20 protein-coding genes and 1 pseudogene are annotated in these 20,366 nt (G+C 61.0%); 10 read left to right on the top strand and 11 right to left on the bottom strand.

All coding sequences use genetic code 11. The annotated features are described in order from the left end of the window. Positions 1-90: 90 nt before the first annotated feature. A complete protein-coding gene (locus PU133_RS01300; RefSeq protein ID WP_404863185.1) occupies positions 91-1,095 on the top strand; it encodes a YeiH family protein in 1,005 nt (334 codons plus the stop codon). A 173-nt stretch (positions 1,096-1,268) separates the two neighbouring features. On the opposite strand, the gene PU133_RS01295 is transcribed toward PU133_RS01300, so the two are convergent. The 10 genes and pseudogenes from PU133_RS01295 to PU133_RS01250 form a co-directional block, all read right to left on the bottom strand. Continuing rightward, complete coding sequence (locus tag PU133_RS01295; protein WP_404863184.1) at positions 1,269-1,595, bottom strand: c-type cytochrome; 327 nt, start codon at positions 1,593-1,595, stop codon at positions 1,269-1,271. A gap of 59 nt (positions 1,596-1,654) precedes the next feature. Next, positions 1,655-2,836 carry a sulfite oxidase gene (locus tag PU133_RS01290; protein WP_404863183.1) on the bottom strand — a complete coding sequence of 394 codons (1,182 nt, stop codon included), beginning with the start codon at positions 2,834-2,836 and terminating at the stop codon, positions 1,655-1,657. Positions 2,837-2,957: 121 nt separating this feature from the next. Beyond that, complete coding sequence (locus PU133_RS01285) at positions 2,958-3,734, bottom strand: hypothetical protein (RefSeq protein ID WP_404863182.1); 777 nt, start codon at positions 3,732-3,734, stop codon at positions 2,958-2,960. After that, positions 3,731-4,279: an RNA polymerase sigma factor gene (locus PU133_RS01280; protein WP_404863181.1), complete on the bottom strand. Its 549-nt coding sequence runs from the start codon at positions 4,277-4,279 to the stop codon at positions 3,731-3,733. The genes PU133_RS01285 and PU133_RS01280 overlap by 4 nt, the downstream gene beginning before the upstream one ends. Positions 4,280-4,652: 373 nt before the next feature. Then, positions 4,653-5,630: a hypothetical protein gene (locus PU133_RS01275; RefSeq protein ID WP_404863180.1), complete on the bottom strand. Its 978-nt coding sequence runs from the start codon at positions 5,628-5,630 to the stop codon at positions 4,653-4,655. Between the two features lie 290 nt (positions 5,631-5,920). Beyond that, positions 5,921-6,571: pseudogene (locus tag PU133_RS01270) on the bottom strand (magnesium chelatase domain-containing protein); the annotation flags it as partial. Between the two features lie 189 nt (positions 6,572-6,760). Then, positions 6,761-7,705, bottom strand: coding sequence for a glutathione synthase (gene gshB, locus PU133_RS01265; RefSeq protein WP_404863179.1), 945 nt, complete (start codon positions 7,703-7,705; stop codon positions 6,761-6,763). Positions 7,706-7,784: 79 nt separating this feature from the next. Further along, positions 7,785-8,177, bottom strand: coding sequence for a YraN family protein (locus PU133_RS01260; RefSeq protein ID WP_404863178.1), 393 nt, complete (start codon positions 8,175-8,177; stop codon positions 7,785-7,787). Positions 8,178-8,183: 6 nt separating this feature from the next. Continuing rightward, the gene (gene rsmI / locus PU133_RS01255) at positions 8,184-9,134 is read right to left on the bottom strand and encodes a 16S rRNA (cytidine(1402)-2'-O)-methyltransferase (protein WP_404863177.1); all 951 of its coding nucleotides are present in this window, start codon (positions 9,132-9,134) and stop codon (positions 8,184-8,186) included. A 104-nt stretch (positions 9,135-9,238) separates the two neighbouring features. Further along, positions 9,239-10,072: a MurR/RpiR family transcriptional regulator gene (locus tag PU133_RS01250; RefSeq protein ID WP_404863176.1), complete on the bottom strand. Its 834-nt coding sequence runs from the start codon at positions 10,070-10,072 to the stop codon at positions 9,239-9,241. A 75-nt stretch (positions 10,073-10,147) separates the two neighbouring features. On the opposite strand from PU133_RS01250, the gene PU133_RS01245 reads away from it, so the two are divergent. The 8 genes from PU133_RS01245 (at position 10,148) to upp (ending at position 18,798) form a co-directional block, all read left to right on the top strand. Continuing rightward, a complete protein-coding gene (locus tag PU133_RS01245; protein WP_404863175.1) occupies positions 10,148-10,945 on the top strand; it encodes an N-formylglutamate amidohydrolase in 798 nt (265 codons plus the stop codon). Between the two features lie 5 nt (positions 10,946-10,950). Then, a complete protein-coding gene (locus PU133_RS01240; RefSeq protein ID WP_404863174.1) occupies positions 10,951-11,463 on the top strand; it encodes a TRAP transporter small permease subunit in 513 nt (170 codons plus the stop codon). Continuing rightward, positions 11,460-12,785 (top strand): TRAP transporter large permease subunit, encoded by a 1,326-nt coding sequence (locus PU133_RS01235; protein ID WP_126007069.1) that lies wholly within the window; start codon positions 11,460-11,462, stop codon positions 12,783-12,785. The genes PU133_RS01240 and PU133_RS01235 overlap by 4 nt, the downstream gene beginning before the upstream one ends. Before the next feature lie 115 nt (positions 12,786-12,900). Beyond that, complete coding sequence (locus PU133_RS01230; RefSeq protein ID WP_404863173.1) at positions 12,901-13,968, top strand: TRAP transporter substrate-binding protein; 1,068 nt, start codon at positions 12,901-12,903, stop codon at positions 13,966-13,968. A gap of 95 nt (positions 13,969-14,063) precedes the next feature. After that, positions 14,064-15,425, top strand: coding sequence for a glutamine synthetase family protein (locus PU133_RS01225; RefSeq protein WP_404863172.1), 1,362 nt, complete (start codon positions 14,064-14,066; stop codon positions 15,423-15,425). A gap of 107 nt (positions 15,426-15,532) precedes the next feature. Then, complete coding sequence (locus tag PU133_RS01220; RefSeq protein WP_404863171.1) at positions 15,533-16,915, top strand: aldehyde dehydrogenase family protein; 1,383 nt, start codon at positions 15,533-15,535, stop codon at positions 16,913-16,915. A gap of 9 nt (positions 16,916-16,924) precedes the next feature. Further along, positions 16,925-18,082, top strand: coding sequence for an iron-containing alcohol dehydrogenase (locus PU133_RS01215; RefSeq protein WP_404863170.1), 1,158 nt, complete (start codon positions 16,925-16,927; stop codon positions 18,080-18,082). An 86-nt stretch (positions 18,083-18,168) separates the two neighbouring features. After that, the gene (gene upp, locus PU133_RS01210) at positions 18,169-18,798 is read left to right on the top strand and encodes a uracil phosphoribosyltransferase (RefSeq protein ID WP_126007059.1); all 630 of its coding nucleotides are present in this window, start codon (positions 18,169-18,171) and stop codon (positions 18,796-18,798) included. Positions 18,799-18,847: 49 nt separating this feature from the next. On the opposite strand, the gene PU133_RS01205 is transcribed toward upp, so the two are convergent. After that, on the bottom strand, positions 18,848-19,132 hold the full coding sequence (locus tag PU133_RS01205) for a hypothetical protein (protein WP_404863169.1): 285 nt from the start codon (positions 19,130-19,132) through the stop codon (positions 18,848-18,850). Between the two features lie 654 nt (positions 19,133-19,786). Between PU133_RS01205 and PU133_RS01200 the strand changes: the two genes are divergently transcribed. After that, the gene (locus PU133_RS01200; RefSeq protein WP_126007057.1) at positions 19,787-20,356 is read left to right on the top strand and encodes a TIGR02281 family clan AA aspartic protease; all 570 of its coding nucleotides are present in this window, start codon (positions 19,787-19,789) and stop codon (positions 20,354-20,356) included. Positions 20,357-20,366: the final 10 nt, after the last annotated feature.

Here is a 20,366-nt window from a genome sequence, read left to right as displayed (position 1 = left end):
GTTTCAGCTGGTGAGCAACCAACGAACTCATTGATCATTGCGAATCCAAGATGGTTGGTGGGCTGAAGCTGAGCCGCCGCAGGCGTTGGGATGATAGCTCTTGCCTCACATCATCTCAACGGAATGTGGCAGCGCGGCTCGCTAGTCGTGCCGGGTATTCTGATCGCGTTCATCGTTGCGGCAGCTGCGCTGTTTTTGAGTGAGCACTACGGCGGACCGGCCATGCTGTTCGCCCTCCTCCTCGGAATGGCACTGCATTTTCTGTCAACACATGAGCGTAGCAACCCAGGTATTGAGTTCACCGCACGGCGTCTCTTAAGGGTCGGCGTGGCGCTCCTCGGCGCTCGCATCACCCTTGATCAAATCTTCGCCCTTGGAGCTGGTCCCCTTGTTCTCGTTGCCGCTTGCATGACGCTGACGATCTTAGCCGGACTGGCATTTGCCCGACTTTTCGGTCGTGACTGGACATTTGGTATACTTACAGGGGGAGCCGTCGCAATCTGTGGCGCCTCTGCAGCACTTGCTATATCAGCAGTGCTGCCTCGCCGATCTGGTCACGAGCAGAATACCCTTTTCACGGTCGTCGCCGTCACGAGCCTGTCGACCATTGCGATGATCGCATATCCCATCCTCTTCTCGGCCCTGGGATTTGATGACACTCAAATTGGTATTCTCATTGGTGCAACCATTCATGACGTTGCACAGGTAGTTGGCGCGGGTTACGCGGTCTCTGACACCGCTGGTGACATCGCAACGTATGTGAAGCTACTGCGGGTTGCGCTGCTGCCTGTGATTGTTATCGGCCTCTCTCTCCTAGCCATGCCAAAGGGCGATCGTGGTGCGGCTCCATGGCCGATGTTCGCATTGGCGTTTGTGGTTATCCTTTTGCTTAACAGCGTTGGGTTGATCCCACCGCTTCTTCGCGATCTACTCAACGAAGCATCGCAATGGTTCTTGATGGCTGCAATTGCGGCGCTCGGAATCAAAACGTCTTTGCAGGCCCTGTTATCATTGGGACACGGGCATCTTGCCGTCGTTTTCTTCGAGACGCTGCTGCTCGTAGGGCTGGCTATGACACTGATTTTGCTCCTGTGACGTGTCTCAGGCAGGGAACAGATGCGAGACTTTCCATGCACATGCACGTAGAACACGAGCACCGCTGACCGTCATCAAGGGTGTGCACCCAAGCTAAACAGCACCAGCTATTCGAGCACGTTGCAGCAGTTGGTTATTCGCTTTTCTCGACATTAGTTGAAAAGTCCAGGCTGCTACTCCTTAGCCGTTACCGACGACACATAATGAGCGACGGCGTCGACCTCCTCGTCGGACAAAACCTTGTTGGGCTGCATTGGGCCGATACCATCGACGACCGCCTTCTTCACACGGTCATAGTCGGGTCTAAGTTGATCCAAGACGGGGCCAATCTCGCCGGATGCGTCGGCATCCGCCAGCGTGTGGCAGAGTGCGCATTGCGGCTGGGCGATTTCGGTGAAGACCTGACGACCAAGGTCCATGCGCGCCTGTTCGCCTAAGTCTTCGGCTGCAGCGGGCAAAGTGGCGATCATGACAAGCAGAAGGGATACGGCAAAGCGCATTGGCGAGGCTCCAGATGGAAGAGGGGCCCGCCTTCCGGTGGAGGAAGGCGGGATGCAGTTTAGCTGACCATGATCTCGACACCGTGTGCCCGCCAACCATTGTGGTTGTAGCCAGGTTCGTTGGGCTCGACGTCCTCGGGTTGGACATTGCCTTCGCTGTCCGTGGCGCGGCTGGTGATTACATGGCTCCCGGCAGGCAGATCGGCCGCGAGCGCAAACGTTCGCCAAGCATAACGACCCATATCAGGCCCAATGAACTCGGCCGCCTGCCAGGTCGCACCGCCATCGACGGACACCTCCACCGATTCCACGGCATTGATGCCGCCGAAAGCCACACCAGTAACTTGCACCGTTCCCGCACTCGCAGTCTCGAGTGGGCTGGTGATAAACGATTTAACGTTCATCTGCCAGACTGAAGGATGTTCGGGGCCGCCTTCCTCACCAACGGGCTGGAGGCGATAGCGGGTGCGCTGGATCGCGGCCTGTGTCTCCTCGGCCGTCAAAGACACGGTCTTGACGTACTTTACGTTATTGACGCCGGTGAAGCCAGGAACGATCATCCGTAGCGGGCCGCCATGGGCGAGCGAGATAGGTTCGCCGTTCAAATCCCAGGCGAGCATGACGGTATCGATGACGTCGATCGGGACCGAGCGCTCGACCATGACGTCATTAGCGTCTAGGCCCTCGGGAATGGTCTCACCACCAGTTCCTGTGATGAAGTTGGCACCATCTGCAGGGCCACCGAGAGCATCAACGACAGCACGCAGTGGTACGCCTGTCCACATTACATTACCTGCAGCGCCAACCTGCCATGGCGTCCCACTGGGCGCGTGCTCGAAGTACCCGCGGCCATTGCCGGAGCATTGCAGGACCATGGTTACCGTATCGATGCCTAAGGTTTTCAATTCACCGACAGTCAGCGTGCGAGGCTCCGCGACGCCTTCGATAGAAACCTCCCAAGCGTCCCTATCGTCGAGGATCGATTCATCGGGCGGACTGACATTATTGCGGATATAGAGCTTGTCCTCTGGCGTTAAAATGCTCGTGCCGAACGCATCGCGACGGGTCTCCAGCGTGTTGTTGCTGTGGACGATCATCGCCTCCGGATCTTTCCAATCCACGTAGTCTGGCAGAGGATTGTCTTCCTGCGCGTTTACCCGCACTCCGGACGCCAGAAGCCCGGTGGCTGCTACCGTTCCCGCCATCAGGTAGCGACGCTTGAGATCGATTGTTTCGGTCATAATTTCCTCCCTCTGGGGCGACCGGAGCACTTGGCTCGCCGCCGTCACGTCAACCTTAAGCCGACGACAAAAGAGAAGACGATCCGGTGTCGCGGAAAATTCCCTGACCCGGAGATATTTCTCAGCCGAGGCAGGGTTGGCGAGCAGAACTCACGGAAGCGATGAGCTCTTCGATGGGAGGCGGAGCATCAAGCTGGCTGATCTCGCGCAAAGCGCCGGCAATGGTTGCGAAGCGTATCGGGTCCATGTCGCGTGCCACCACGACGAAGGCCAAGCTACCGTCCGTCCAACGCGCGAGGAGGAGGGCGCCCTCGTGGCTGATATCCATGCGATCCGGGTCAGCTGATTGGGTGGCCTCGCTCTCAAAAAGGCTCAGGCGACAGCCACGCTCACCGATGAAACGACTGTGCACGGCCTCATTTCCATCAATGAGCGATGTCCGGTCCTTAAGGACAAGACGCAAGCCCGCTGCGCCCAGCAACCGGTCGAGCGGGACCGCAGTGACTGCTTCCAAGGGCATCGTAGTGTGACTACTCTCAAGCCAGCGGTCGTGAATGGCTACCGCTGGCGCTAGCTCTTCTGCAAGCCGAGGCAGGTCACTGGATTGAGTGAAGACGGTAAGGCCGCCGACCAGCAGGATCGCTACGCTGGCCGCAGTCGCAATGCGGTAGAGGGGGCTCCATTTGGCCTTGCGCTGTCGTGCGGTTGCCGTTGGCAGATGGATGAATTCCGGCATGCTGTCTGCGACCGAGGCTCGAAGGTTCTGCAATCGCGCAATAGCTGATGCAATTGCGGGATTTGCAGCTGCGGCCTCGGCAACGCGCGCCGCGGTGGCCGCGTCCAGCTCACCGTCCACATAGGCGCTCAGCATCTCGAACTGAATTGCGTCCTTGCTCATGAAGAGCGTCTTCCCGTGGTTGCTGGATGCATCGCGACGTTGTCGTCGGCCAGCAGCACGCACAGCGCTTGGCGGGCACGGCTAACCCGGCTCATCACCGTTCCACGCGGCACACCTATCATGTCCGCTGCTTCACTATAGCTGAATCCGCCGACATCGACGATTGTCAAGACTTCACGATGATGAACGCTGAGCCTTTTGAAAGCTTGACGGACCGCAAGTTGGTTGACGATCACCGTTTCTAGGGAAACCGGCACGAAGGCGGATGCGAGCGTCTCCTCTTCGAGCGGTTCGATCTCGGGCTGCCGGCATTCGGCGCGCAGCTGGTCGATCCAGTGGTTGCGCATAATGGTGAACATCCAGGCCCGGAATTGTCTCTCGCCATTTGGAGCCGTCGGACTGGCGACCGCGCGCATAACCGTGTCCTGGTATAGGTCGGCAGCACCGTCCAGATCTCGAGCCAGCGCATGCGCATAGCCGTAGAGACGCCGTGCGATCGGACGCAAGCGGTCATCAAAGCTCTGCCGAGAACGTTGCATGGTCATCGTCACGTCTAATCGTAGCGGAGGATATGCCATGATCGTTTGGCGATGACCAGCAGAAGGGACACCAAGAATGGTATGCCGGTTACTCCAATGGCGAGAAGTGCTCGCTATAACGCCCCCATGCTCACAAGCCAGTGGCAAGCCTGACGGCAATCGGCCGGAGTTTTTGGCGTTTACGGCTGCAACTGGGCGGTTCGCGGTTCTTCACGGGCGTTATTCGAAGAAGGGGCGGGACGATATCGGAGAGACGACTATGGTCCAGAGTCGCTGAACGAACGGTAAGTTCGGTCGGCTCCGAAAAGGCCGGAACGACAAAAAAGGGCAGTTCACTTCTGCGCGCATTTTGCGGCAGTTTGCCTTTCGACACCAACTGTCAAAGATTGTGCCGACGCCTTAGGTCTTCGATGATCGCAAGGAGAGTCACTTCCTGCCGCCTAAAGAATTCTGTCACCAAAGTGGGAAGGCGCTGATTGATCTTGTCCTCTCGGCCATAGAAAAGGTTGCGATTGCGAAACTTGTCGAAGTGCCCATCAGTCATATCGGGCATCAAGATGTACTTTTCCGCTACAGCGCCACCCTTGATCTCCTCATATGCCTTCGGCATATCATCGAGCAGCCCATTGTGAATGATATGGTTGCGTAAGGTCTCTATGGTGACGAGGAAGGTGCAGTCTTCGAAGAGCGTCCCGGACTCCTTGTTGAGCCGGAGACGTTTTCGATCTCCGTACTGGGCCGTGGCGCTCAACATCCTGGGATAGGTAGCAAAGTTGGATTGAAGCCTTTCAGCTTCCATCGCTACCTTAACAGTGTAGTCGAGCAAGCTGTGCATTCTGATGAACATAAAACTGAGGAAGGCGAACAGCTTAGTGACGACCGGTGATGTCGAATAACGCAAATCATCCTCGTGCTTCATTGATGGATCGAAAAAGGGTTCGAGGTTGAAGGTCCAGTAAAATTCTCCTTGAACCTGGATGATCTCCTTGGCGCACTCTTGAATGGCACTGACGAGACGTTGGCAATCATACAGGTACAGAAACCGGTGCAGCTCAGGGATGCGATCTGCGAGGCTAAGCACTTCTCCAAAATCCGATTTCGAACCTGCCGCTTCGGAGTTGTGCCCTAAGGTGGCAATAAAAGGGGGCACAAACGGCAGCAGCTCGTTGTAAGGGTGCTCCTTAAATATCGCTCTTGCGAACACGCGGTGTAGTTCCACCGCCGCAGCCTCGACCCCGTCTAAGCCGTCGTCGTTTGTGAAGCGCCACATACCCTGCGGGTCAAACGTGAATGATGGTGCCCCCGAGCGCCCGGGAGCGTCAGCGGGAATGCCGTTAAGGTATAGAAAGATCGGCACTGTAGTCATGATCCTCGAGTTTCGGAGGGGGTAGCGAAGCGACAGATCTGAGGGGTCTCGGGAGCAACCGATATTGCCTTCCGAAATTGAATATCAGCTTACGGAATGTGGAGCCTTGGCTCTAATCGTCCGAAATGGGGCGCAAACAATCGTATCCGCGTCCACCCGAACCCACCGCGAAACTACCAAAGCCGGCTAACGTCAACCGTAGTGGATGGCGCATAAAGCCAGTTAATCAATCCTAATCGTCGAAACGTAAGCCCGATGCACTGCTGTGAAAAATTAAATGACCCCGACATCAAGAGGTTGTGCCCGCCCGCAGCGGCCACTTCCAGCGCGCGTTTTGCCGTTTCCTGGCCCTTGATATCGGAAAGATCCGGCAACCCAATTGCCGGTTGATGCAATGCGGGTTCCGGCCGCGACAGCACCTGGCTGCCGCGAAAATGATTGGCGAGCGCGATAAGGCTGCGCGGCGCAAGAATGTCGATGTCGGCGCCCGCCCAGGCCGCTTCCGGGCCGCTTTCGGCCGGGCAGATCAGGCCCTTGCCGAGCGCGTTCGCGCCGATCGCCGCCGGCAGCACACCCGCGACGGGCGCAATCGTGCCGTCGAGTGACAGCTCGCCAAGAACGACGTAGTCATCCAGTGCATCGGCAGGGATGGCACCCAGCGCCGCCATCAGCGCCAGCGCGATGGGCAGATCGAAATGACTTCCCTCTTTCGGCAGGTCCGCAGGTGCGAGATTCAGCGTGATCTTCTTGGCGGGCAGCGCAAGACCCGACGCATGCAGCGCCGCCTGGACGCGTTCGCGGCTTTCCGCAACCGCCTTGTCGGGCAGCCCGACGATATGCATGCCGATCTTGCCCGGCGCCAGCATCGCCTGCACGTCGACGGGAACCGCCTCAATACCTTGGAACGACACCGTCCTGACGCGACTGACCATCCTGCACCGCCTCTCCAAACGATCCGATAGGGTCTATCGCATCGGCTCCAACAACTTCATGTTTTATTCGCCGGCCATGCAACTTGACATAGCAGAAAGAATAAAACAAGAACGTTTTCGGAACGATTGCAACTCATCGCACGTCACAGCTGGTCTGCGCGGTTGCAGTGGCGGAACAAACGGTGGTGGTCAGCGGCGCTTTTCGATAGCATCCCACATCAGAGCAGCAATGTCGGCACCGCCGAACTTGCGCACTTCGCGGATGCCGGTCGGCGAGGTGACGTTGATCTCGGTCATGACGTCGCCGATCACGTCGATGCCGACGAGAATGAAGCCGCGTTCGCGCAAGGCTGGCCCGATGCGTGCGCAGATTTCGCGTTCGCGATCGGTCAGCTCGGTCTTCACCGCCTTGCCGCCCACATGCATGTTGGAGCGGCTGTCGTGCTCGGCTGGCACGCGGTTGATGGCGCCGACCGGTTCGCCGTCGATGAGGATGATGCGCTTGTCGCCCTCACGCACCTTCGGCAGGTAGCGCTGCGCGATGATCGGCTCGCGGAACATCTGGGTGAACATTTCCAAGAGCGACGAGAGGTTGCGATCGCCTTCCGCCAAGTGGAACACGCCGGCGCCGCCATTGCCGTAAAGTGGCTTCAGGATGATGTCGCCCATTTCCTCGCGAAACGCGCGGATCTCGGCCCAGTCACGGGTGATCAGCGTTTCCGGCATCAGGTCCGGAAACTCCGTCACGAAAATCTTCTCGGGCGAATTGCGCACCCAGGCCGGATCGTTGACGACGAGCGTCTGCGGATGGATGCGCTCCAGGAGGTGCGTCGAGGTGATATAGGCCATGTCGAAAGGCGGGTCCTGGCGCAAGAGCACCACGTCCATGGTCGAAAGATCGGTGCGCACAGGCTCGCCCAGCGTGTAATGCGCGCCCTTTTCGTCCTTCACCGTCATCGGTTCGATGCGGGCAAACACCTTCCCGTCGCGCAGCGTCAAGAGGTCGGGCGTGTAATGATAGAGCTCGTGGCCCCGCGCCTGCGCTTCCAGGCACATGGCGAAGGTGGAGTCGCCTTCGATGTTGATCGACTGCACATGGTCCATCTGGACCGCCACTTTCAATGACTTCGCCATTCTCGGTTGTCCCTACTTTGCTTTGTCGTTCAGATAGTGCGCGGTTGCCCTCAAGCGCAACTGTCCAGTGGTGTTGATCTCAAAACGCGTCGGCGAAGTGCCGGGGCCAGCGCCACGGCGTGATCGCAACGATGTCGTAGCGATAGGAAACGCGGGAGAGATCGACGCCGCGCTTCATCTGTGCCGCAATCCAGAGATCGCTCGCACTGCGGATCCGCGTCGCCGTCGTGTGGGAGACCGCGTCGATCGCCGCGCGTTCGTCGCTCCGTGCCTTCACTTCGACGAAGGCGATGAGGGCGCCGCGCTTCACGATCAGGTCGATCTCGCCGAGCCGCGTCCTGTGGCGCCGCGCGAGGATCCTGTAGCCGCGAAGCTGCAGCGAGAACGCAGCGAGCGCTTCGGCCAGATGGCCGCGCCTCTCGGCTTCCTGCCGCGACATCGGCTGCTCCCGCCGCTCACGCGGAGCGCGCATCGGCCGTCAGCCCCTCTTCATCTCGAGCAATCGCGCATAGAGGTCCTTGCGCGGCAGGCCCGTCAGTTTCGCAGCTTCCGTCGCGGCTTTCGCCGGTGGCATCGTGCGCACAAGATCGTCGAGCAGCGCCTGCGGATCGATGTCGCTGGCCTCCTCCACAAAAGGTGCGATCAGAAACACGATCTCGCCTTTCACATTGCCTGAGGAAGCATAGTGCTGAGCCAGTTCGCCAAGCGTGCCCCGCCGCGTCTCCTCGAACGTCTTGGTCAGCTCGCGACAAACGGCGGCCGGACGGTTTTCGCCCAAAACCTCGGCCGCATCGACAAGAGCATCTGCGATCCGGTGGGGTGATTCAAAGAAGATCAGCGTGGCGGGCATGCGCTGCAGCGCGCCGAGCCTGTCGCGGCGCGCCTTCGATTTCTGCGGCAGAAAGCCGGCAAAGAGAAAGCTGTCGCTTGGCATGCCGGAAGCGGTCAACGCCGCAAGTGGTGCCGAAGCGCCGGGTATCGGCACCACGCGGTGGCCCGCGGCAAGTGCGCTCTCTACCAATCGGAAGCCCGGGTCTGAAACGAGCGGTGTTCCGGCATCGGAAACCAGGGCCACGCTTTGCCCGGCATCGAGCGCCGCCATCAGCCGCTCGCCGGCGGCTTGCGCATTGTGCTCGTGATAGGCAAAGGGCCGGCGGCGAATGCCGTAGCGCTCCAGCAAGACGCGGGTTACCCTTGTGTCCTCGCAAGCGAGCAAATCTGCCGAGGCGAGCGTTTCCAGCGCGCGCAGCGTGATGTCGCCCAGATTGCCAATCGGCGTAGAAACGAGATAGAGCGCCGGCTCCACCGGCCGCGCCTTGATCTCCGTCATGCCGATGGTGAAGGCGGGCGCGGACCTGCCGTCGCGGGTCGCGGCTTCGCTGTCTGTAAGGTCGGTGTCTGCGGGGCCGCTCTCGTCTGGTCGCGCCATGTCTCATCCTTCGCCTGCAGACCCGCAGGCCATAGACAGTGGTTCTGCGTTATCGCAAGGCCGGCGCGCAAGCCCAAAGGCATTTACGACCCGGCGCGGCGCGCTTAGTCGCCGACGCGAATGCGGCTCTCGGCAGTCTTCCAGGACAATTCGGTGGTTCGCGCGATCAACGCTTCCACAAGCGCGAACATGGCGGTGTTCGCGTCCCAGATGCGGTCGATCGAGACCCGGCACGGCAGCACGATCTTGGAAAAGCGCGAAATCGGCGAAATCCATTCATCGGTCATGAGAATGGTGAAAGCGCGCGCCGCCTTCAGCTGGCGTGCGGTTTCGAGCAAATCGTCGTCATAGCGGCGCATGTCGAACAGCACGACGACGTCGCCCGCCTTGATGTCCAGCAACTGGTCAGCCCGGTTGGCGATCCGCCCGTCAAGCCTGCGCACGCCGGGCCGCGCGCGCCGCAGATGCGCTTCCATGTACATGGCGAGCGCGTCGGTGAAGCGGCCGCCGGCGAGATGACATGCATGGCGGCTGTCGGCGAGCTTGCGGGATGCGGCCTCGAATTCGGATGCGGGAATGCGCTCGGCCGTCGCCCGCATGATCTCCGCGGTCTGCTCGAAGAAGCGATCGAGAAACCGCTCGCTCTCCTGGCGCGGCACCTCGAAACTGCGCTGCAGCGGCGATTTCGTGCGCTCGTCCAGTTCGGTGCGCAGCGCGCGCTGAAAATCCGGATAGGAGCGAAAGCCAAGCCGGGAAATGAAGCGCAACACCGTTGCGGCACTTGCACCTGCAGCTGTGCCGAATTCCGCAACCGGCGCAAGCCCGATCGTCGGGTAATTCGCCAGCAGCGTCCGCGCTGCGCGCTTCTCGGCGGATGTCAGTGCGTCCATCGTGGCATGAACGGTGGTCTCGACCGTCGCCGGAATGCTCACCGCCATTCTGAAATTCTCGTTTCAGTGTTGACACATATTCGGTTTCCCGAATTACTGTACCAGTAAAGGGGGTGTTGGGGCATGTCTACCGAGAAAGCCGTCGACGTCGTGAATGCGGAAGGGTCTTCGCCCTTCGTACTCGTCTGCGACCATGCCTCAAACCGGCTGCCGGCACGCTACGGAACGCTTGGCCTCACACCTGAAGAACTGAAGAGCCACATCGCCTGGGATCCGGGCGCGCAGGTGGTCAGCCTCGCTATGGTCGAGGCGCTCGATGCGCCGCTCGTCCAGTCGACCGTGTCGCGTCTCATCATCGACTGCAACCGCGATCTCGATGCGCCGGATCTGATCTGGACGCTGTCGGAACGCACCCGCATCGCCGCCAATGAGAACCTCGATCCGCAGGAGCGCCAGTTCCGCATCGATGCCTATCACCGGCCCTTCCACGAGGCGATCGACGCGGTGATCGCGAAGCGTTTGGCGAGAGGCCAGGAAACCGTTCTGGTCTGCATGCACTCCTTCACGCCGGTCTATCACGGCGTGCCGCGCCCCTGGCCGATTGGGCTGATCCACGGCGTCGATACCCGTTTTACCCGCGCCGTCGCCGATGCTCTGGCGGCGGACGATCCCACGCTGAATGTCGGCTGGAACGAGCCCTATGCGGCGCTGAACGGCGTCACGCTGACGCTCGAAAAACACGGCGATGCGAAGGGTCTTGCTGCCGTCATGGTCGAAATCCGAAATGACGAGATCGCCGATCCCGCGGGCGTTGCCGATTGGGCCGGTCGGCTCGGACGCGCGTTGCACGCCGCCCATGCAAGCGGCGCTGCCGATCGCGCAGAGCCAGCTGCGCAATCCGCGCGTCAAAGGGAGGCGTGACCGGAATGCCGAAGCCGATCCGCGCCTTTGTCCGGGTGGTCGATGCCATCAACAGGGTCGTCGGCCGCTTCGCCATGTACCTGCTCTTCGTGCTGGCCGCGATCCTGCTCTATTCTACGTTCTCGCGTGTCATGATCGGCACGCCGGTCAACTGGTCGCTGGAGATGAGCCAGTTCGTGCTCTCGGCCTATTATCTGCTCGGCGGCGCCTACACGATGCAGAATGACGGCCATGTCCGCATGGACCTCTTCTACAGCAAGCTGACGCCGCAGAAGCGGGCCGTCACCGATGCCTTCACGATCCTGTTCGTGCTCTTCTATCTCGGCGTCCTTCTCATGGGCGGCCTGTCGAGCACGGCCTATTCCATCGAATACGGCCAGAAGAACTACACGTCTTGGGCGCCACCACTGTGGCCGATCAAGGTGATCATGACGCTCGGCATCTTCCTCATGCTGCTGCAGGCGATCTCGTCCTTCTTCAAGGATGTCGCCATGGCACGCGGAAAGCCGATCGCATGAGCTCGGAACTGATCACGCTCTTCATGTTCTCCACCATGATGGTGCTGCTCCTGACCGGGCAGCGCGTCTTCGGCGTCATCGGCTTCGTCGGCGCGGCGGCAGCACTCTGGCTGTGGGGGCAGGGCTCGTCGGAGCTGCCGTTCAACGCAGCGTTCCAGGTGCTGAACTGGTATCCGCTGATCACCGTGCCGCTCTTCGTCTTCATGGGCTTCGTGTTTTCCGAATCCGGCATCGCCAGCAATCTCTACCGCATGTTCCACGTCTGGTTCGGCGGCATGCGCGGTGGTCTGGCGCTCGGCACCATCGGGCTCATGGTGCTGATTTCCTGCATGAACGGCCTGTCTGTCGCCGGCATGGCGATCGGGGCGACGGTCGCCCTGCCGGAGCTTCTGCGCCGCGGCTACAACAAGGTCATGGTCACCGGCGTCGTCCAGGCCGGCAGCTCGCTCGGCATCCTCATCCCGCCCTCGGTCGTGCTCGTGCTCTACGCGATGATCGCGCGCCAGCCCGTGCTGCAGCTCTGGCTCGCCGGCATCCTGCCCGGCCTGTTGATGGCGACGCTCTTCTGCATCTACATCTATGTCCGCTGCCGGCTTCAGCCGGAGCTTGCGCCCGCCATGCCCGCGGAAGAGCGCGCGGCCATCACGAAATCGGAGAAGATGCGCCTACTCGGAGCGGGCTTCCTGCCGCTGGTCGTTTTCGGCACCATGATGGGCCTCTTCATCAGCGGCGTCACGAGCCTGGTGGAAAGCTCCGCCGTCGGTGCTCTCCTGGCCGTACTGGCCGCCGCCGTGTCGCGAAAGCTCACCTGGAAGGTCATCGACGATTCAACGCGCAACACGCTGACCATCTCCTGCATGTTCCTCTGGATCATCCTGGCCGCGCTTTGCTTCGGCGCGGTCTATGACGGGCTGGGCGCTGTGCGCGCCATCGAGAACCTGCTCCTGAACACCTGGGAACTGGACCGCTGGACGATCCTGATCCTCATGCTCCTGTCCTTTGTGGTGATGGGCATGTTCCTCGACGATACGGCCATGCTCGTCATCGTCGCGCCGCTCTACATCCCGCTCGTCATCGGGCTCGATTTTAACGCCATCTGGTTCGGCATTCTCTACACGATCACCTGCCAGATCGCCTACATCACCCCGCCTTTCGGCTACAATCTCTTCCTGATGCGCGCCATGGCGCCGCCAGAGATCACGCTTGCCGACATCTATCGATCGATCGTGCCCTTCGTCGGGCTGATGGTGCTCACCATCGTCATCCTGATGATCTTCCCCGAAATTGCGCTTTGGCTGCCGGGCCTCTGGTCCGCTCGCTGATTGAAAACCAACGGAGAGGCCTGACGCCAATAAGGCACGACAACGAGATACGGCAAATGACTGTCCGACGAACGGGCGGCGAAAAGATCAGGAACCGAAAGAGGGAAAAATCGACATGAGTGACAATTCGAAGTTCACCAAGCGACAATTCATCAAGCGGGCGGGTCTGGTGACGGCCGGTGGCGTATCGGCCTCCACGCTCGCCGCGCCCTACGTCAAGGCACAGAGCCCGATCCGCTGGCGCCTGCAGACCTATGCCGGCCCGGCACTCGCCGAGCATGTGGTGAAGCCGGCAATCGACGCGTTCAACACGGCCGCCAACGGCGAAATGGTCATCGAACTCTTCACCGCCGACCAGCTCGTGCCGCAAGGCGAACTCTTCCGCGCCGTGCAGCGGGGCACGATCGATGCCTGCCAGTCGGACGATGATTCCATGGCATCGCCGGTCGACGTCTCGGTCTTCGGGGCGTACTTCCCGTTTGCATCGCGCTACGGCCTCGACGTGCCGGTGCTCTGGAACTGGTACGGCCTGAAGGAGATCTGGGAAGAAGCCTACGGCGAGATCGAAGGCGTCACCTGGCTGTCTGCCGGTGCGTGGGATCCCTGCAACTTCGTCACCACCAAGCCGATCCGCAGCGTCGATGATCTGAACGGCCTGCGCGTCTTCACCTTCCCGACGGGCGGGCGCTTCCTCACCCGCTTTGGCGTCGTGCCGGTCACGCTGCCATGGGAAGACATCGAAGTCGCGATCCAGACCGGCGAGATCGATGGCGTCGCCTGGTGCGGCGCAACCGAAGCCTACACGGTCGGCTGGGCGGACGTGACCCAGTACTACCTCACCAACAACATCAACGGCGCCTGGGCCGGCTCGTTCTTCGCCAACACCGATCGCTGGAACGAACTGCCGGAGCATCTGAAGACGCTCTTCAACATGGCGATGGACAGCTCCCACTACTATCGCCAGCACTGGTACTGGTGGGGCGAGGCGCACTACCGCACGACCGGCGGCAAGCTGGAGCTCACCACCATTCCGGAAGCGGAGTGGAAGCGCGTCGAAGACGAGGCGCTCGCCTTCTGGGACGAGGTGGCCCAGGAAAGCGAGCGCAGCGCCCGCGTCGTGGAAATCCTGAAAAACTACGCCGAGACGATGCGCAACGCAGGCGCACCGTACCGCTACACCTGACGGACGTGACGACAATCGACCCGGCGGCTTCTGTTGAGGCCGCCGGGTCTCGCAAATCAAAAAGACCAACCAGAAACGCGTTAGGGAGAGTGCCGATGGCCGCCTATGATCTGAAAACGCTGAAGGCCGACATCAAGTCGGGCGACATCGACACCGTGCTCGTCTGCTTCCCCGACATGCAGGGCCGCCTGATCGGCAAGCGTTTCCAGGCGGAATTCTTCGTCGAAGGCGCACTCGACGAGACGCATGGCTGCGATTACCTGCTCGCCAACGACATCGATATGGAGCCGGTGCCCGGCTACGACGTCGCCAACTGGCAGCGCGGCTACGGCGATTTCGTCATGAAGCCGGATCTCGCCACGCTGATGAAGGCGCACTGGCTGGAAGGCACCGCGATCGTTCTGTGCGATCTGGTCGACCACCACCATCACGACCCCGTGCCGCATTCACCGCGCGCGATTCTGAAGAAACAGCTTGAGCGGCTCGATGCGCTGGGCCTCACGGCGAATTTCGCTTCCGAGCTCGAATTCTACCTCTTCGACGAGGACTACCGCACGATCCACGAGAAGGGTTTCCGCGGCCTCAAGACGGCCGGCTACTACATCGAGGACTACCACATCTTCCAGACCACCAAGGAAGAGCCGGTAATGCGCGAGATCCGCCGCAAGCTGCAGGCCTCCGGCATTCCGATCGAAAACTCCAAGGGCGAGTGGGGCCCCGGCCAGGAAGAGATCAACGTCCGCTATGCCGACGCGCTGACCATGGCCGATCGGCACGTCGTGATGAAGAACGCCATCAAGGAAATCGCCTATGCCCAGGGCAAGGCCGTCACCTTCATGGCCAAGTGGGATTACGGGCTCGCCGGTTCGTCGAGCCACGTCCACATGTCGCTCGCGAAGGACGGCAAGAACGCCTTCGTCGATGAGAATGACAAGCTCGGCATGTCGAAGCTGATGAAGCACTATGTGGCGGGCCTGCTTAAATATGCTGCCGACATCACCGTGCTTCTTGCGCCCTATGTGAATTCCTACAAGCGCTTCCAGGCCGGCACGTTTGCGCCGACCAAGGCGATCTGGAGCGGCGACAACCGCACGGCGGGCTTCAGGCTCTGCGGCGAAAACACCAAGGGCATCCGCATCGAGTGCCGCATCGGCGGCGCCGACTTGAACCCCTATCTCGCCTATGCCGGAATGATCGCCGCCGGCCTCAAGGGCATCGAGGACGAACTTGAGCTCGAACCGCCCTATACGGGCGATGCCTATAGCGGCGAGAAACTGCCGGAAATCCCGAAGACGCTCCGCGCCGCCATCGCCGCCTTCCGCGGTTCCTCCATGCTGAAGGATGCGCTCGGCGAACAGGTGATCTCCCACTACGCCCACACCGCCGATTGGGAACAGCTCGAATACGATCGCCGCGTGACCGATTGGGAAATCAAGCGCGGTTTCGAGCGGTGTTGAAAACTGTTGCGCGCCACCCCTTGGAGCGCACCCGACATCGGAATAAGGCAATCGGCACTCTTTCGCGCGGCGCGGGCCGCGCTTTCTGCTGACAAGGAACACTGTCCATGACCGAACTGGTCAAGCTGATTTCACCCGTGGATGGCTCCGTTTACGCCGAGCGGCCCTATGCCGAGCCGGCCGCGATCGAGCGCGCCGTCGAAGCGGCACTGGCCGCGCGGAAGGCCTGGCGTGAGACGACGCTTGGCGAACGCGCCAAGATCATGACGCATTTCGCCGACGCGCTCATCGCCACGAACGAAGAGATCGTGCCGGAACTCGCCTGGCAGATGGGCCGGCCGGTGCGCTATGGCGGTGAGAAGGGCGGCGTCGAGGAACGCGCCCGCCATATGATCGCCATTGCCGAAAAGGCGCTTTCGCCGATCGAACTGCCGGAAAAGCCGGGCTTCATCCGCCATATCGCGCGCGAACCCGTGGGCACGGTGCTGGTCATCGCGCCGTGGAATTATCCGTACCTCACCGCTGTCAATTCCATAGTCCCGGCGCTGATGGCCGGCAACGCCGTCATCCTGAAGCACGCGAGCCAGACGCTGCTGGTGGGCGAGCGCTTCCAGCTTGCCGCCGACCGCGCCGGCCTGCCGAAGGGGCTCTTCCAGAACCTCGTCCTCAGCCACCGCGACACCGAGAAGCTCATCGGCTCGGGCCGCATCGATCACATCGTGTTCACCGGCTCCGTCGCGGGCGGCCGCGCGATCGAGCGGGCCGCGGCCGGCACCTTTGCCACGCTCGGCCTCGAACTCGGTGGCAAGGATCCGGCCTTCGTTCGCGCGGATGCCGATCTCGACAAGACGGTCGACAATCTGGTCGATGGCGCCTTCTTCAATTCCGGCCAGAGCTGCTGCGGCATCGAGCGCATCTATGTGGACCGCGCGCTCTATCCCGAATTCCTGGAGCGCTTCGTCGAAAGCGCGAAGGGCTGGAAGCTCGGCAACCCGTTCGATGCCGACACCGTCGTCGGCCCCATGGCACGCGGTTCGTTCGCCGATCATGTGCGCGCCCAGACGGCGGAAGCGATCCGCAAGGGCGCGGTGACGCATCTCGATGGCCAGGATGATCGCGACCAGGAAGGTTCACCCTATCTCGCCCCGCAGGTCCTCTCCAACGTCGATCACCAGATGGCGGTGATGCGCGAGGAGAGCTTCGGTCCGGTCATCGGCATCATGCCGGTCGCCGACGACGAGGAGGCGGTCACGCTGATGAATGACAGCCCTTACGGTCTCACCGCCTCCATCTGGACACGCGATCTCGATGCCGCCGCAAGGCTCGGCGCGCGCGTGGAAACCGGTACCGTCTTTGCCAATCGCTGTGACTATCTCGATCCCGCGCTCGTCTGGACGGGCGTCAAGGACACCGGCAAGGGCGGCGCGTTGTCGGAGATCGGCTACCAGATGCTGACCCAACCGAAATCCTTCCATCTCAAGCAGATCTGAGTCCAAGACATGACTGTCAAAGCCAACTGGAACTACCCGACCGCCGTCCGTTTCGGCGCCGGCCGCATCGCCGAATTGCCCGACGCGCTGAAGGCGAGCGGTATTTCCAAGCCCTTGCTCGTCACCGATGCGGGCCTTGCCAATCTGCCCGTCACGCAATCGACGCTGAAGATCCTGGAAGATGCGGGCATCCCATGCGCGCTCTTTTCCGACGTGAAGCCGAACCCGATTGCCGCCAATGTCGAAGCCGGCATCAAGGTGCTGCGCGACGGCGGCCATGACGGCGTCATCGCGTTTGGCGGCGGCTCGGGCCTCGATGCCGCCAAGGTCATCGCCTTCATGGCCGGCCAGACCCGTCCCATGTGGGATTTCGAGGACGTCGGCGACTGGTGGACCCGCGCCGATCCGGCCGGCATCTTGCCGATCATCGCCGTGCCGACCACCGCCGGTACCGGCTCCGAGGTCGGTCGCGCCGGCGTCATCACCGATGAGACGACCCACACCAAGAAGGTGATCTTCCATCCGCTGATGATGCCGAAGATCGTCATCTGCGATCCCGAGCTCACCGTCGGCATGCCGCGCTTCATCACCATCGGCACCGGCTTCGATGCGCTAGCGCACTGCCTCGAAGCCTATTGCGCGCCCGGCTACCACCCGATGGCCGAAGGTATCGCGGTCGAAGGCATGCGCCTCGTCTTCGAAAATCTCGAGAAGGTCGCCGCCAACCCGAGCGACATCGAGGCGCGCGGTCATCTGATGAGTGCTGCCGCCATGGGCGCCACAGCATTCCAGAAGGGTCTCGGCGGCATCCACGCGCTGTCCCATCCCGTCGGCGCGCTCTACGACACCCATCACGGCATGACCAACGCCGTCTTCATGCCTTACGTGCTCGTCGAGAACCGCGAAGCCATCGAAACGAAGATCGCAAGACTGGCGGCCTTCCTCGGCATGGAAGCCTCCTTCGATGCCTTCCTCGACGCCGTTCTCAAGCTGCGCAAGACGCTCGACGTGCCGCACACGCTCGGCGACTTCAAGGTGGGCACCGACAAGCGCGACCAGATCGCCGACATGGCGATCGTCGATCCGACCGCCGGCGGCAACCCGATCGAGCTGACGCGTGAGCGCGCGCTTTCGATCTTCGACCGCGCCGTCGACGGCAGCCTGTGAGCGAAACGGCCGGCGCCCTTGTCGCCGGCCGCCTTTCTGTGTCTTAAAGCAGCCAGACGAGCGCGCACGAAGGAAGGGCCAAAGCCATGGACGGCGTCACCATCATCGATCACCCGCTGGTGCAGCACAAACTCACGATCATGCGCTCAAAGGACACGTCGACGGCAAGCTTCCGCCGGCTGCTGCGCGAGATCTCGACGCTGCTCTGCTACGAGGTGACGCGCGATCTCGAACTCACCATGGAGACGATCGAGACGCCGCTGATGGAAATCCAGGCGCCGAAGCTTGAGGGCAAGAAGCTCGTCTTCGCCTCGATCCTGCGCGCCGGCAACGGCCTGCTCGAAGGCATGCTCGATCTCGTGCCATCGGCCCGCGTCGCCCACATCGGCGTCTACCGCGACCATGAGACACTGGAAGCCATCGAATATTACTTCAAGGCGCCGGAAGACGTGGTCAACCGTCTCGTCATCGTCGTCGATCCGATGCTTGCGACCGGCAATTCCTCCATCGCCTCCATCGACAAGCTGAAGGAGCGCGGCGCGCGCAACATCCGCTTCCTCTGCCTGCTCGCGGCGCCTGAAGGCATCCGGAACTTTCAGGAAGCTCACCCCGACGTGCCGATCTATACGGCTTCGGTCGACAGCCACCTCAACGAAAAAGGCTACATTGTCCCCGGCCTCGGCGATGCCGGCGACCGCATGTACGGCACGAAATAGCGTCCTTTAGCAGCTACGCGGCGGGCCGTAGCCCGCCGCTATTAAGTAGCTACAGCGTAACGTCTGTGATGAAGCGGTAGCTGCGTTTCGGAATCGACTGTCCCCGAAACGTGATGAACTTGTTCCGCTTGGCTGCATTACGCGCCGCATCTTGCAATGCATGCGCTACTAGCTCGGTAGCATGGTCCTTGGCTTCAAGAAGCACATTTTCTCTGGTGTCGCCGGTTCCGCAGGTTGGGCAAGCGAACCAGTCCTCTGTCTGCTGCTGGGTAACCGGCTGTAACGCAATCTTGCATTCAGCACAGAGCACTGTTGCTGTTTGTACGTCGGTCAAGCGGCCATCCTCTTGGATTTTGCTGCGGCTTCACTGCCGGCATGCTTACGCCCCTTGAGAACGTCGTTGACACGACCGGGATTAACCCCGAACGACGCTGCGATGTTATGTTGGTATTCCCCTGCCCAGTGACGAAGCCACACTTGGATAGCGTCATCAGAAGTCAGGCGATATGGCTGTGGATAGTGATTGGCCATCACGGGCCCCTTCTCTAAAAGGGCCGACAGAAGACTTGACTGCTTTTGCCTAACAAGGAAGTGTCCGGCGGTAACGGCACGGCAGTCTCTATCGGCTGTTTTGCTCAAGACCCACACGTCTTGAACACGTGTGGGTCTTTCTACTTCCGCGATTCTAAGGTCTGGAGTCGAATCTTACGGTTGCATAAGCATACCTTTAGATAGCTTATCCACAAGACTTCTGGTCGTGATCGACAAATCCTGCGGATTGAGCGGTCACCTTTAGCGACATCGGCTTATGGATAGGTCAACGCTCAACTGCAGAGCGCCGCCAGCTTAGCGCTTCATGCCAATCCGGCGCGCTAGCTTAACGCTCCGTTGACTCCGATCTCACCCAATATGGGTCTAAACGCGATCCGTTAGCCGCTTCTTAGCCATGGCGTGGTCTGGTGCACGCCTCTGCTATCGGGAGCGAACCATGCTCAAACTGGTCGTCTGGACAGTCGTCGGCGCAAGCGTCGTGGCCGCCATTCCCCATTATGCATCCCAGTTCCAGGGGCGGCTGGCCGATCGGCAGGCGGCTGAGGCTCAATCGGCCGTCGGTGATCTGGCGCGCGTGCAGGACAGCGTCACAGCGCCTGCCGTCAAACCCACCTATCAGGCAAGCTATGCGGCCGGCCGCAGCATCCGCCTCATCGCGGATGAAAAAGGCCATTTCACCGGCAATTTCCGCGTGAACGGCACGCCGCTTCAAGGCCTCATCGATACCGGTGCAACCTATGTGGCGGTCAACCAGTCGACCGCACGCCGCCTGGGCGTTGCCCTGTCGCCGTCCGATTTCGTTTACGGTGTGCAGACGGCCAATGGTGAGACCAAGGCGGCGAAGGTCACGCTGAGCCATGTCGAGGTCGGCTCGCTGCGCGTGGAAGACGTGGAAGCCTTCGTCCTGCAGGACCAGAACATCTCGGTCAATCTGATCGGCATGAGCTTCCTGAATAAGCTCAAAAGCTTCCAGGTCGCCGATGGCGAGCTTCTGCTGGTCAACTAGTTCAGACGGC

This window comes from Georhizobium sp. MAB10 (assembly GCF_045012825.1).
Classification (GTDB): domain Bacteria; phylum Pseudomonadota; class Alphaproteobacteria; order Rhizobiales; family Rhizobiaceae; genus Georhizobium; species Georhizobium profundi.
This window is presented reverse-complemented; position numbering and strand designations above follow the sequence as displayed.